Genomic DNA, 13,303 nt, shown 5'->3' on the forward strand with positions numbered 1-13,303 from the left:
ACCAGAGGCTAGGGTCTCAGCCTGCTTCGCTTTGAGCCATCTGCTCGCGCTTCTTCTTCATCATTTCATTGCAGTTGCGCATCATTTCCATCATTTCGGCGCGCATCTCCGGATCGTTCATCATGGCCATCATGCCGGACATCTCCATCCCGCTCATATCGCCTTGCATTCCGCCCCGCATTTCACCGCGTTGCTGTTCCTGCGCCGTTTGGGTTCTGTCGGGACGGGCATCGACCTTGGGCTGCGCGACGGCCGTCGTTGCGAGGCCAACCGTCGCGAGTACGCCGATCGCGGTCATTTTAAGAGTGTTCATTTCATCTTTCCTTTCAAATTATTGATGCCTTTGGCTCCGCGTCGCCCATTATTCTTCGGCGCAAGAGCGAAGTCGGCACCGATTTTTAGGATCCGGTCGATGTTCCGCTCTTGCGCATGCACATGGCGACCATTGCCAGGCAGGGCAGTACGTAAAGAAACGGAAGAATCGCTGCGAAGCCCAGCCATATCGAGCCAAGCGCCAGCGCGGCCAATGCCAGAACGACACCAAGGGCGAGCATCCACTTGCGCCGCCGGCCTATCCCGGCAGAACAAGAGGCTTCCGCGCCATTACTCGAACGCTCGGCAGTGGCAGCAACCGGCACCAGGGCTCGGGACGACGGAATAGTCATGTCTTATCCTTCATCGCATCAATCGATAGACACAAGATAGGGCTTCCCATCATTGGAAGGTCAAGCGGTTTGGACAGAATTTTTCGGCTCTGAGCCAGCCAGCTTGCATTCCCATCATTGGAATGTTAAAGGCCCCGCATGAAACATTCACACACGATCGGCGAGGCGGCCGCAGCGAGCGGTGTCTCTGCCAAGATGATCCGACATTATGAAAAGATCGGTTTGATCGAGGCGGCGGACCGGACCGATGCCGGGTACCGCCTCTACACTCCGGCGGATATTCATACGCTCCGGTTTGTGCGGCGCGCCCGCAATCTGGGCTTCTCGGTCGACGATATTTCCGAACTGCTCGATTTATGGAAAAACGACACCCGCGCTAGCAAGGACGTGCGCCGAGTGGCGGATGGCCATCTTGCGGCCCTGCGGTCAAAGGCTGCCGAAATCCATTCGATGATAGACGCGCTCGAACATCTTTTCGAGACCTGCACGAATGATCAACGTCCCGACTGTCCCATCCTCAAGGACCTCGCGGACGATGCCAATCCGGCCCGCCCCAAGGACGTTGGGCACAAGTTCGGCTTCGAGCGCGTTTGCTAGGCTTCGAACTGTGCTCAGTATCGCGCAAAGACGCTCGTGGTACCATCCGCTCATACGCCCGTAATCGTCCACGTGCCTGTCTTGGCACCGCCCATGCCCGGCGAACCTGCAGGCATGCCGGGAAGCGTGATGCCTGAAATTCGCGGACGTTCCTCCAGCAGGCGGTCAACGCTGTCGGCCGGCACATGTCCATCGACGAAGTAGCCGCCGATGAGCATCGTATGGCATCCCTCGAGCCCGGCGGGCACACCCTGGCGTTCCTTGATTAGGGCGAGGTCGTGGGTCGCGACCATCTTCACCTCATATCCGCTGGCTTCGAGATAGTCGCCGTAGCTCTCACAGCAACCGCACTGAGGGTTCTTGAAGATCGTGGCAAACGGTCTTGCTTCCTGTGCCGCCGCGGCCGAGGACAGCAGCGCGAGGGCCGAAAACGACATCAGGACCTTGGGTAACAAACGCATCAGTTTTTCCTTTCTTTCAGTTAACTCGAATGGTGGCCATCATTCCTGCGGCCTGGTGTTCGAGAATATGGCAATGGAACATCCAGTCGCCCGGGTTGTCCGCTACGAATGCGATCTCGACGCGCTCTTCGGGCGCCATGAGCACGGTATCCTGCCACTCGCGATATCGTGTCGGCTGTCCATTGCGCGACAAGACACGGAAACTGTGGCCATGCAGGTGGATCGGGTGCCACCACGCAGTCTCATTGGTCATGTCGAGGAGAAGCGTGGTTCCTCGCGCGGCGGAAATAATCGGATCGTGAACATGGCCGCTCGCCGAAACACCGTTGACGGTCCAGCCCATCATTCCTCCGGACATCATTCCCGGACCTCCCATCCGCCCCATCATCATGCCGGAGCCGGTTCGTTGTTCGTTTCTCGCGTCAAAGCCGCTGGCTGTTCGCCCCATCATGCCCATCATCCCGCCACCGAATATGATCCGGTGACGCTCGGCCGTTGCCAGTTCGGGTTCGGCGAGAGGGTTAGGGGGCAGCGGCGCTGGGTCGGGCAGACGTCTTTCCCTGACCTCTTTGCCCTGACACTCGAATGTGGTGAGTTCGTATTCCAGTCCATCATAGAACAGATCGCGCAGTGAATGCCGGGTCCCGGCGGGATAATCGAAATCGACGATCAGATCCGCCCGCATTGCCGGCCCGAGAAGCAGGGGCGCGCTTAGGCGGTGAGGCTCGACGGGCTGGCCGTCGAGCGCGACGACCATCGGATCGAGCTCACCGAAATCGAGCCCGAAGATGCGGGCATTGGCAGCGTTCACGAGCCGCAGCCTGATCCGCTCATTCGGCCTCGCGATCAGTGGTGCCGCCGGCTTTCCGTTGATAGTGATCGTGTTGCCGATCCGGCCTGCCATCATCGCATCATGCCGACTGCCGAACCCTCCACTTATTTGCCCCTGGTCATTGAGCCTCCAGTCGTCGAGCATCCAGACGAGGTCGCGATCGACCTGCGGCGGATCTGCCTCTTCGATAATGAGCGGTCCGTAGAGGCCGCGACCGACCTGCTCGAAGCTGCGCTGATGGGGATGGTACCAGAAAGTGCCCGCATCCTCCGGCGTAAAGGCATATCTGAACCTTTCGCCGGGCTCCACGGGGGGCTGGGTGAGGTGGGGAACGCCATCCATCGCGTTGGGAACACGAACGCCGTGCCAATGGATGGTTGTCTCCTCATCCAGAGCGTTTTCCAGCAGGACCTCGAAGGCCTCTCCCTGCCCAACCCTGAGAGCAGGACCCGGTACCGAGCCATTATAACCCCACACCGGTATTTGAGAGGCTTCGCCGACGAGTGGCCCGCTGGTCGTTGCGGCCTTGAGGACGCGGCGTCCGGCGGTTGTGCTGGCACCCACCGGCGTTCGACCTCCGGCTCCCAGAACGGCGGCCAATCCGCCGCCAATGGCCAGAGCACCGGAACCGGCGAGGACCGCGCGGCGCGTCACTCGTGATTCTTTTGATTGCATAGAGAGCATCTCCGCAGCGCCAGATTGTCGTTCGATTGACAATGTAGCCCCTCCCATCATGGGAAGGTCAAGGCCGCTTCGCTATTTCCGTTGGAGGCGCGGCGGAAGACACGTTAGCTTTGGCCGATGAAGGACGGCGATGCTGGCGCAGTCCGATGACGGAGCGGGGCGCGGTCTCGACTTACTCGCTCGGAGACCTCGGCGATGGCATTCCGGTCATACATTCGGTTTCGATTGGTTGGCATGACCCGCTCATGTCTTCGGCTGCTGCGAATTTTGAGCCATTTCGTTCCAACGACGAGGATGTGGGACCAGCATTGGAACTCTCCTCATATACCTCCGGTACTCTTCACCGAACTTTCGGATCATTTCACCTTCTTCCTTCCGCGCCAGAAAGTAGTAGGCAAGCACGATGACTGGGAACAGGCCGACGGAGAAGATCGTGGGCCAGTGTACAACGCCTTCCCCGAAGAGAGCGAGGAAGAGCCCAATATACTGCGGATGGCGGACGAACCGATATAGTCCCTCGGTGACAAGCCGGCTCTCGCGGCGTGCCTTGTAGACGGCTCGCCACCCGTGAATGAACATACCCACCCCGATGATCGCCAGCGATTAGCCGACCAGCATCGATAGCAGCATGCCTGTTTCCCCCAGCCCGACGAGCGTCGACCACAAATTGGCGCTGACATATTCCCGATCGATTCCGAATGATCGAATGAGAAGATAGACGGTCAATGGGAAACCGAACATCTCGGCATAAAGAGCGATTATGAAGGCTTGGACGAGCCCTGCGCCGGTCCATTCCCGCCAGCCGCTCGGCGCGAAATACCGGTAAAAGATCCACGACACGATCACGATCATCACTGCGGCGATACCCCAGGCCATCGATCTCTCCCTTCGTTTAACTGCCTCCAATTCGCCTGCACCCAAACGAGCAATGTGAGAAGCCGGGCTCGATTTGTTTCGGCATGAAGGTGCCGTTTGCCATCGTTGGAAGGTCAAGCGTGATCGGGGATCGGTCCGAGTGAATGGCTCGATCGGCTCGAAGCAACAAGCGCTAGCCTCACTTTTCAGCTTCTCGGGCAGGAAACCAAGCTGGCGGCCGGGTGTTGCAAGACAAGGTTCTTGCAGCCGGCTCTTGACCTTCCAACGATGGCAGGCACCAGGTTCGCAGAACTCGCCGAGTCGACGAGGCGAGCCATTCTCCAGCGTTTGTTTCGCAGAAATGGCTTTCCATCGAACGCAAACTAGAACCTTTGGAGAGAAAGATGAAAATCAGCGAAATAATGACCAGCGATCCGGCATGCTGCAAGGAAGACCAAAGCCTGCAGGAAGCGGCCAAACTCATGGTCGACAATGACTGTGGCGAAATCCCGGTTGTCGACGATGATGGTGGTCTTGTCGGCGTCATTACCGATCGCGACGTGTGCTGCCGCGCGGTGGCCGAAGGCATGCCGGCGGAGACCCACGTGGGAGACGTGATGACCCGGTCGGTCGTAAGTGTCACGCCCGATACTTCTCTGGAGGATTGCCTGGCGTCCATGGAAAACAGCCAGGTCCGCCGCGTACCGGTCATCGACGATGACGGGAAATGCTGCGGGATGGTGTCACAGGCCGACATAGCCCGAACCGGAAGCGATGTGAAGACTGCCGACCTCGTGCAGGAAATCTCGCGATCGAGTGCAGACGAGAAGTCCTCGGGCTGCTGCTAGAAGGGACGATCCGGCAGCCGCCCCATAAGGGCGGCTGCTGCCCGCTCCGGACCGCAGCGGAGACATTTGCCGCAATGAAATCGAGGGTTCTCCCATGGACAGGCCGATTGTTCTAATCACTGGCGCGAACGGGTATATTGGCCGCGCGTTGACGAAGCGCCTCGGCCGGACATATCGACTGGTGGGCCTCGACCGCTCTCCCGCAGAGGACAATCCGGATCTCGCGGCCTCCTATCGCATTGATCTTGGCGATGACGCATCGGTGCGGACTGCTCTCGAAAACGTCCGGGAGGACTTCGGAAACGAGCTTGCTGCCTGTATACATCTGGCTGCCTACTTCGATATCACCGGCGAACCCAACCCCCTCTACGAGAAGGTCAATGTCGAAGGTTCTCGGCGACTGATCACGGCGCTCAGGGATTTCAACATCGGGCAGTTCGTCTACGCGAGCTCAATGCTCGTGCACGAGCCCAAACCGCTGCCGGACCAGCGTATCGACGAATCAAGCCCGCTCGGGCCGACTTGGCCCTACCCGCAGTCGAAGGCGGATGCGGAGCACGTGCTGCGCAAGAACCGTGGCGACATTCCGGTGGTGTTTTTGCGGTTCGCCGGGGTTTACGACGATGAGGGTCACTCCGCCTTTCTCGCGGAACAGATTGCCGGCGTTTATGAGCATCGTGTGTCGGCCCATCTATATCCCGGTATGTTGTGCGCTGCGCAGTCGGCGCTGCATCTTGACGATCTGACGAAGGCGGTCGAGCAGACCGTCGCGCGCCGGAACGATCTCAAGGGTGAGACGCCCATTCTCGTTGGAGAGCCCGAGACGTTGGGCTATGCCGAAATTCAGGACATCGTCCATTGCCAGATCCATGGCAAGGAATGGAAGACCATGCGCATCCCGAAGAGCGTGGCGAAGCTGGGCACGTGGATCGAGGAAGAGGTCCTCGGTCATGACGGATTCGTCAAGCAATGGATGGTCGATGACGCCAATGCTCACTACATTCTCGATATTTCCCGTGCCCGGAAACTGCTGGGATGGGAGCCGGAGCATTCGCTCCGCGAAACGCTTCCAACCATCATCGACGCGTTGAAAGCTGACCCGCAGGACTGGTACGAAACGAACAAGCTGAACACGTCCCGCGTGGCCTGGCATCCAAAGAGTTCGGATGCAGCGAAGGCCGAACCGGCGCGACTTCAATCGCATGACACCGATATGGCTCATGATGGGCACCGGATGGACGGCGACATGCACGACATGGACGGCCCCCAGCGCGGTACCCGCTGGACGCAGTTTGCTGTCATCGGGCTCGGCCTGTGGCTTGCTGCGAGTCCTGGTGTCTATGACGTCGTATCCGCCGATACTGCGCGTGCTTCGGTCGTAGCGGTCACTCTCGAGCGGGGTTTGCCGTCGATCGAATGGCGAGCCAACGCTCTTGCCCTAAGCGATATGCTGAGCGGGATCGCACTGATGATCTTCGGCGCGATGTCGCTTTCGAAGCGCACCGCTTGGTTTGGGCAGTGGGCGACGGCCTTTGTCGGCATCTGGCTGCTTTTCGCGCCCTTGTTCTTCTGGAGTCCGAGCGCGGCCCAATATCTGACCAATCTCCTGGTCGGTACATTGGCGATCGCATTTTCGGTGCTGGTGCCAATGATGCCCGGCATGAGCATGGAAGGGATGATGGACAAGAAGTCCATCCCGCCCGGGTGGACCTACAGTCCCTCGACCGATGCCCAGCGATTCCCGATCGTGGCGATGGGCATCATCGGCCTTCTCATATCGCGCATGCTCACCTCCTACCAGCTTGGCCATATCGATGTGGCGTGGGAACCGTTTTTTTCCGGATCGCTCGCCGATCCCAAGAACGGGACCGAGGAAATCATCACTTCGGATGTATCCAAGGCGTGGCCGATCCCGGATGCAGGACTAGGAGCGGTCAGCTATGTGCTCGAGATCCTGATGGCGGTCATGGGAACCCGCACGCGCTGGCGCACGATGCCGTGGATGGTTACCTTCTTCGGCATTCTGGTCATTCCGCTCGGTGTGGTCAGTATATATTTCGTGATCATTCAGCCGATAATGATCGGGACGTGGAGTACGCCGGCTCTGATTGCTGCGCTTGCGATGCTGATCATGATCCCGTTCTCGCTCGATGAAGTCATCGCCATGGGACAGTATCTCTACTGGTCGAAAAAGGAAGGCAAACCGCTTGTCCGCACCTTCTTCAAGGGCGGCGCAGTGTCGAACGGTGAAATCGACGATACCGACTATATGACCGACGCGCGTTCGATCTGGAACAACACGGTGCGCGGCGTGACCTTCCCCTGGACCCTGGTGGCCAGCACGGCTTTGGGAGCCTGGCTGATGCTGACAAGGATCACGCTTGGCAGCGAGGGGGCGATGGCCAACAGCGATCACGTGGTGGGTGCTTTGGTAATTACGGTGGCAATCATCGCAACCGCAGAAGTCGCGCGCGCCCTGCGCTTCATCAACGCTGCGTTCGGTGCCTGGCTGGTCGCAGCGCCATTCATCCTTGCGGGGGCTTCGGCTGCCGGAACGGTGGCCTCGGTTGGGGTCGGACTGCTCTTGATCGGACTGAGCCTGCCTCGCGGTAAGCGAAGCGGTGAGCATTATGCGGGCTGGGATCGGTTTGTCGTATGACCGGTTGACCCGAGCAAAGCGGATCTGGCGCTCTTCCTTTAGGAACAGGATGAAGACGAGGTCGGACCCGCATTCTTCTCAGAGCATCGCTAGAAATGTGCCCTGAGTACCCACAAGATAAGCAGGAGTATTTTACATGACCCTTTCAATTGGCTCGACAGCCCCCGATTTCACAGCCCAGACCACACAAGGAAACATTCACTTCCATGATTGGATGGGTGACAGCTGGGCAATCCTCTTTTCCCATCCCAAGGCATTTACACCGGTTTGCACGACCGAGCTTGGTTATATGGCCGGGCTTGGCGAGGAATTTGCCAAACGCGACACCAAGATTATTGGCCTTTCGGTCGACAGCAGCCAGGATAATCGCGATTGGCTTCCCGATATCGAGGAGGTGAGTGGAAATAAGGTCGACTATCCCGTGGTCGGCGACAGCGACCTTCAGGTCGCCAAGCTTTATAATATGCTGCCGGCCGACGAAGCGGGTAATGCGGAGGGGCGAACCGCAGCCGATAACGCCACCGTCCGCGCTGTCTATATCATCGGGCCAGACAAGAAAATTCGCGCCATGCTGCTTTATCCGATGAGCAGCGGGCGGAATTTCGATGAAGTGCTCCGGCTGCTGGACTCGGTGCAACTCACCGAACGCAAGGGTGTAGCGACACCGGTTAATTGGCAGAAGGGTGATGACGTGATCATTCCGCCTTCCTTGTCGGACGAAGATGCGAAAGCCAAATATCCCGATGGCTGGGACGAAAAGAAACCGTATTTGCGTGTGATCCAAGAACCGATCGACTAATTGCGCGAGCAGGTTGCCAGCAATTGCATGTCGGCGTGAACATAGCACGCTCATGCTAGGATTTGAGCGCGTCGCCACACCTGCGAGTGGATCTATCTGTTCGATATATAGATTGGCAAGAAGCGTAAGCGATTAGGTGTACGGTAAAACCAAATCCGGTCTCGATCGGTTTTCTCCTCGTTAATCGAATGGCGGCCCCACCTCCCCCTGAACCCTGCGGATCGCAGGTGTCCCGGGGCCGTTCAGGAACCCCGCGCTTGACCCAACCCTGGCGCGGGGTTCCGTCTTTCAGGTACAATAGCTGTTGAGCGCGGCTATGTTGGCCAAAGGACTGCGGTGCCCGCCGAGCTTGGACACTGAACCGCCCCGGGATTGCCGGAGGCCCCAACTCCTGAGAGGACGGGTCTCCTATGAGCAATACGACGAACAAGTTTTCACCCGAGGTTCGCGAGCGGGCGGTGCGGATGGTGCTCGATCATGAGAGCGAGCATTCATCGCGCTGGGCGGCGGTGAGGTCGATCGCGGCCAAGATCGGGTGCTCGGCCTATACGCTGCTGGAGTGGGTGAAGAAGGCCGAGGTGGACAGCGGCAAGCGCGCCGGGGTTCCGACCGAGCTGGCCGACCGGCTGAAGGCGCTGGAACGCGAGAACCGCGAACTGCGGCAGGCCAACGAGATCCTGCGCAAGGCGTCGGCATATTTTGCCCAGGCGGAGCTCGACCGCCCGTTCAGGCGATGACCAGCTTCATTGATGAGCATCGCGAGGAGTATGGGGTCGAGCCGATCTGCCGGGTTCTGCCGATCGCCCCATCCACCTACCGCGAGCGGGCAGCGCAGCGGCGCGATCCTTCGCGGCGGTCGCCCCGTGCCCGGCGCGACGATGCATTGAAGGGCGAGGTCCGGCGCGTGTTCGCCGAGAACTTCGGCGTCTACGGCGCGCGCAAGGTGTGGCGGCAGATGCAGCGGGAAGGGTTCGGCATTGCCCGCTGCACGGTGGAGCGGCTGATGCGGGAGATGGGCTTACAGGGCGTGATCCGGGGCAAGCCGGTGAAGACCACGAAGAGCGACAAGGCGGCGCCGTGTCCGCTCGATCTGGTCGACCGGCAGTTCCATGCCCCGGCGCCGAACATGCTGTGGGTCTCGGACTTCACCTACGTCGCGACCTGGGCGGGGTTCGTCTACGTCGCCTTCGTGATCGACGTCTACGCCCGCTACATCGTTGGCTGGCGGGTCAGCCGCACGGCCCATGCCGGCTTCGTGCTCGATGCTCTCGAACAAGCGATCCACGAGCGGAGACCGGCCTACCGGGGTGGTCTCGTCCACCACTCCGACCGCGGCAGCCAGTATGTCTCGATCAGGTATACCGAGCGGCTCGCCGAAGCAGGGATCGAACCTTCGGTCGGCAGCGTTGGCGACAGCTACGACAACGCCTTGGCCGAGACGATCAACGGCCTCTACAAGGCCGAGGTGATCCACCGGCGCGGGCCGTGGCGCTCGTTCGAAGCCGTCGAATACGCCACCCTCGAATGGGTCGACTGGTTCAACAATAGGCGGTTGCTCGAGCCGATCGGCAACATCCCGCCCGCCGAAGCCGAACAACGATATTACGCCATGCTGGACGACAGGCCCATGGCAGCATAACTCAAACCAAACGGCCTCCGGCAATCCCGGGGCGGTTCAGCCCGCTGCTACGCTCGCCCTCATGCCGCTGGCGCACATCAAGGTGTAATGACGGTCGCGATCGAGCTCTTTCCAGCGGGTGTTGAGCTCGCCGACATAGACATGTTCGGATCCATCGATGCTGCCTTGCTGCCGTTCGTCAAGGGCGCGCACGTCGAGCAAGGTCCAATCTTCGCTGTCCTTAGCGAGCCTGCGTGCGATTTCTTCGGTGTCGATCATGGCAATACTTTGCATCGCTTTGCCCTGTGCGGCGGCTGGGATCACGCCGACATAGCCGCCGACAATATTATCGAGACCAATGCGCACCAAATGCGCCATAGCTTGAGCGAGCTCGTCTTGTTCGGAAGCGATTAGGGCTATCGTGTCGCCTTCGCTGATGAACCAACCGGCAAAGGCGGGTATCATTCCCACTGGAAGGCACACGGCACCCTGCATATGACCGGCGGCATAGGCGAGCGGCTCGCGTACATCGACCAGGTGATCGGCGCCGCTCTCGCCAAGGTCTTCCAGCCCCAGATGCTTTGGCAGCATGACTCGCGGCGCGGCATTGGCGCCTTCGAGATTGAGCCGCTCCATTAGCCGAAAATAGGGTGGCTGGTAATGATGCTCTGCTACTTTCGCCTTGATGAACTCGTCGCGGTCAGCAATGCGCAGCCGCGGGTTGTTGCGCCGCTCATGGCCGATTGTGGAGAATTCCCGGTCTGCCATTCCGGACCCGCAAACCGATCCGGCACCGTGCGCCGGGTAGATGATCGTCTGGTCACCCAGAGCGCAAATCTTTTGCAATGAATCGTACAGGAGGCCCGCGACCTCCCGCGCGCGCTCGGGATAGAAATCGGTGCGTCCGACGTCGCCCACGAAGAGCGCATCGCCGGTGAACACGCCGACCGGTCCTTCGGGATAATCGTCGTCGTGAAGGACGAAGGCGAGATGATCGTCGGTGTGACCGGGGGTTTCGAGCACTTCGACCCTGATCTTACCGATCTCGAAAACATCGCCCTCTCGCGCGGTGTCGGCGAACACAACCTCATCCGCAGGGTTTGGACCGTGCAGAACCCGGGCACCGGTCATTTTGGCTAGTACCGGCGATCCCGTGATGAGATCCTCATTCCTGTGCGTTTCGAAGATATGCGTGATCTCCAGCCCTTCGGCGCGGGCTCGCTCGACATATATCTCGCAGTCGCGGCGCGGATCGATGACCGCTGCTTTGCCCTGCGAACCGATCAGATAGGAAAGGTGCGAAAGGCCGGGGGTCTTTATCTTCTCGAGCAGCATATCTTACCTCGTTGTTGGAATGTTTCCGCAAGTCCGCATCGATCTAGTCGATCCCGAGTTCGGCCTTGAGCGCCGAGACGTTCTCGAAGCGGTCTTCTTCTGGCCGGGCGATAGCGGGCTTGGCGTTGATCCAGGTGTTCTCGCAGACGAATTCGAGCATGGCTGCCGCGAGGTCGGCGTGCCTGCAGCGAAAGCAACCCTCAGCAAGGCGCTCGTCGGTAATCACGGCCTCACCCGTATAGGGTTCGTCGAGGAGCCAGCCCGGTCGCGCTGCCGTCCATTCCAGGCCTTCCGCGCGCTCCAGAAGGTCTTCCATGGCGCGCATCTGTTCGAGAATATTGTGCAAGGCTGGTCTTGCTGTGAGCTCGAACCATGCAGGAACGCTGGGCTGCGGCTCTACAAACGCCGCCGATATCACGACGATCCGGGAAATGCCGGTTGCCGACATCGCTTCCACCAGCTTGCGGGTTCCCTCCGTATAAAGCGGAGGCGGATCGATCGCCGTCGATGGACCAAACCCTATACCGAGTGCGGAAATGACCGCACGACAATCTTCGAGCTCGCTGCTGAAGTCGTCATTGAGTACGTCGCACTGGAAGTACTCGACATTGTCGACCCGGTCTGATGGTTCGGGCAAGGAATTTTCGAACGCTCGCACCGCGATGCCCTCGCGGACCGCATGTCGCAGTATTTCAGTGCCGGTCTTTCCTCCGGCACCGAAGACCGCAATGGGTGCTGTATCGTTCATTCTGAAGTCTTTCACCTCCAACAGCAAACTGTGCTGCCGGAACTCTCTTCACTCTCTGTTGAATCGGGGATGTCCGCTGTCATCGGGGGACGGCGATCGAAGCCGCCGTCCCCTTAAGGTTTTCAAGCATCGTCGCAGCGGACATAACCGCGATAGCCAAGTTCATCCTTGGCTCCGGGCGGCACCACGATGATTTCCTGTGCTTGAAGGCCGGCATTACCCTCTTCATCGATCAGCCTCGTCGTGACCAGAAGTTCCCCGCTCGTAAAGCGGTCGGGTCCATCAGCGCTTAGAGGAATTATTTTGCCATTCAATTTGATGAAAGCTTCACTGTCAGGCTGATAAACGAACGTTGGAAACCCCACTTCGGTAAGCCGATACACGCAACGACCGGCGGTTCCTCCTATGGCCTGGATGTCAGCGTCGGACATAGTTTCCGGTTTCACAATAGCCGTCGCCACATTTTGTAAGGCCTGCGATGCCGGTTCGATTGGGACCGGCGTCGGAGCGGGATCGAGCTGCGCTTCACGGTCATTTCCGATTGCAGTGTTCTGATTGCAGCCGGAAAGCGCGATAGCCACTCCGACCGCGAAGACGGACCAATTCTTCATTGCGCTTCTCCTTCGCTTGCTTGCGGTTCCGTCACATCCGACTGAGGTGCTGCGGCAGTTGGCGCCGTCAGACCATTGGGAAGCCGTTCAGTCGTTCTTACGCCGTTTTCCTCGATGTCCTCGATCAGATATTTCATCTGCGCGATCTCGCGGCGCTGGGCGAGGATGATGTCATGCGCGAGCTTGCGAACGCGTGGATCACGAATATGCGCCCGTTCGCTGGTCATGATCGCGATCGAGTGGTGCGGGATCATCGCGGCCATATATTCTTCGTCATCGATCGTCGTCTGACTGCGTACCAGCCACAGGGCGAGCGCAAATACTACCGCGGCCACGCCTAAAATTATGAAGTTTTTCATGCGGTCCTTGTACATGCCCCACATGAAGAGCAGCATGACCACCATCATCATCGCGCCCATGACGAACATCATCCAGAAGCGCGTCTCGCTCCAGAAGAAATGATCGGCATCGTATGCGTTCGCATACATGAGAAAGAACATGAGAACGGTGGAGGTCGAGACCATGGCCATAAACCGCCAGTAGTTGCCGCCCCCTCCTTTCGCATGATCGGAATGTTTGTCTTGTTGCATC

15 protein-coding genes and 1 other annotated feature are annotated in these 13,303 nt (G+C 59.3%); of the genes, 5 read left to right on the forward strand and 10 right to left on the reverse strand.

Annotated features, from left to right (window positions below; genetic code table 11):
* Nucleotides 1-16 precede the first annotated feature (16 nt).
* Complete coding sequence (locus T8T98_RS00205; protein WP_251104423.1) at nt 17-313, reverse strand: hypothetical protein; 297 nt, start codon at nt 311-313, stop codon at nt 17-19.
* Nucleotides 314-398: 85 nt separating this feature from the next.
* A complete protein-coding gene (locus T8T98_RS00210) occupies nt 399-665 on the reverse strand; it encodes a hypothetical protein (protein WP_251104422.1) in 267 nt (88 codons plus the stop codon).
* 138 nt (nt 666-803) lie between these two features.
* Here T8T98_RS00210 and T8T98_RS00215 point away from each other — a divergent pair, with 138 nt between their 5' ends.
* Nucleotides 804-1,262: a Cu(I)-responsive transcriptional regulator gene (locus tag T8T98_RS00215; protein WP_251104421.1), complete on the forward strand. Its 459-nt coding sequence runs from the start codon at nt 804-806 to the stop codon at nt 1,260-1,262.
* Nucleotides 1,263-1,312: 50 nt separating this feature from the next.
* Here T8T98_RS00215 and T8T98_RS00220 read toward each other — a convergent pair whose 3' ends face one another.
* The 4 genes from T8T98_RS00220 to T8T98_RS00230 all read right to left on the reverse strand — a co-directional run bounded on the left by T8T98_RS00220 (nt 1,313) and on the right by T8T98_RS00230 (nt 4,115).
* Entirely contained in the window at nt 1,313-1,723 is a 411-nt protein-coding gene (locus T8T98_RS00220) for a DUF411 domain-containing protein (RefSeq protein WP_322295766.1), read from the reverse strand.
* Between the two features lie 16 nt (nt 1,724-1,739).
* Nucleotides 1,740-3,209: a multicopper oxidase family protein gene (locus T8T98_RS00225; protein ID WP_322295767.1), complete on the reverse strand. Its 1,470-nt coding sequence runs from the start codon at nt 3,207-3,209 to the stop codon at nt 1,740-1,742.
* A gap of 273 nt (nt 3,210-3,482) precedes the next feature.
* Nucleotides 3,483-3,818, reverse strand: coding sequence for a methyltransferase family protein (locus T8T98_RS16295; protein ID WP_407675131.1), 336 nt, complete (start codon nt 3,816-3,818; stop codon nt 3,483-3,485).
* Nucleotides 3,819-3,842: 24 nt separating this feature from the next.
* On the reverse strand, nt 3,843-4,115 hold the full coding sequence (locus T8T98_RS00230; protein ID WP_251104418.1) for a hypothetical protein: 273 nt from the start codon (nt 4,113-4,115) through the stop codon (nt 3,843-3,845).
* Nucleotides 4,116-4,498: 383 nt separating this feature from the next.
* Between T8T98_RS00230 and T8T98_RS00235 the strand changes: the two genes are divergently transcribed.
* The 4 genes from T8T98_RS00235 to T8T98_RS00250 all read left to right on the forward strand — a co-directional run bounded on the left by T8T98_RS00235 (nt 4,499) and on the right by T8T98_RS00250 (nt 10,039).
* Nucleotides 4,499-4,942, forward strand: coding sequence for a CBS domain-containing protein (locus tag T8T98_RS00235; RefSeq protein ID WP_251104417.1), 444 nt, complete (start codon nt 4,499-4,501; stop codon nt 4,940-4,942).
* Between the two features lie 94 nt (nt 4,943-5,036).
* Complete coding sequence (locus T8T98_RS00240; RefSeq protein WP_251104416.1) at nt 5,037-7,601, forward strand: NAD-dependent epimerase/dehydratase family protein; 2,565 nt, start codon at nt 5,037-5,039, stop codon at nt 7,599-7,601.
* 136 nt (nt 7,602-7,737) lie between these two features.
* Complete coding sequence (locus tag T8T98_RS00245; RefSeq protein WP_160767362.1) at nt 7,738-8,400, forward strand: peroxiredoxin; 663 nt, start codon at nt 7,738-7,740, stop codon at nt 8,398-8,400.
* A 410-nt stretch (nt 8,401-8,810) separates the two neighbouring features.
* Nucleotides 8,811-10,039, forward strand: a protein-coding gene (locus T8T98_RS00250; protein ID WP_251104415.1) for an IS3 family transposase whose coding sequence is annotated in 2 segments (ribosomal slippage) — nt 8,811-9,099 and nt 9,099-10,039 — 1,230 coding nt in all. Because the reading frame shifts where the segments join, the coding sequence is not laid out codon by codon here.
* Nucleotides 9,092-9,208, forward strand: a sequence feature (AL1L pseudoknot). Its footprint overlaps the gene before it by 117 nt.
* A 36-nt stretch (nt 10,040-10,075) precedes the next feature.
* Here the strand turns inward: T8T98_RS00250 and T8T98_RS00255 are convergent.
* From T8T98_RS00255 to T8T98_RS00270, 4 genes are all read right to left on the reverse strand, one after another.
* Nucleotides 10,076-11,353 carry an MBL fold metallo-hydrolase gene (locus T8T98_RS00255; RefSeq protein WP_251104414.1) on the reverse strand — a complete coding sequence of 426 codons (1,278 nt, stop codon included), beginning with the start codon at nt 11,351-11,353 and terminating at the stop codon, nt 10,076-10,078.
* Between the two features lie 43 nt (nt 11,354-11,396).
* A complete protein-coding gene (locus tag T8T98_RS00260) occupies nt 11,397-12,101 on the reverse strand; it encodes an NAD(P)-dependent oxidoreductase (RefSeq protein WP_251104413.1) in 705 nt (234 codons plus the stop codon).
* 122 nt (nt 12,102-12,223) lie between these two features.
* Nucleotides 12,224-12,712: a DUF6692 family protein gene (locus T8T98_RS00265; protein ID WP_251104412.1), complete on the reverse strand. Its 489-nt coding sequence runs from the start codon at nt 12,710-12,712 to the stop codon at nt 12,224-12,226.
* Complete coding sequence (locus tag T8T98_RS00270; protein ID WP_251104411.1) at nt 12,709-13,302, reverse strand: DUF305 domain-containing protein; 594 nt, start codon at nt 13,300-13,302, stop codon at nt 12,709-12,711. The genes T8T98_RS00265 and T8T98_RS00270 overlap by 4 nt, the downstream gene beginning before the upstream one ends.
* Nucleotide 13,303 lies beyond the last annotated feature (1 nt).

Origin of the sequence: Pelagerythrobacter marinus (assembly GCF_034375205.1) — a bacterium.
GTDB classification, from domain to species: domain Bacteria; phylum Pseudomonadota; class Alphaproteobacteria; order Sphingomonadales; family Sphingomonadaceae; genus Pelagerythrobacter; species Pelagerythrobacter marinus.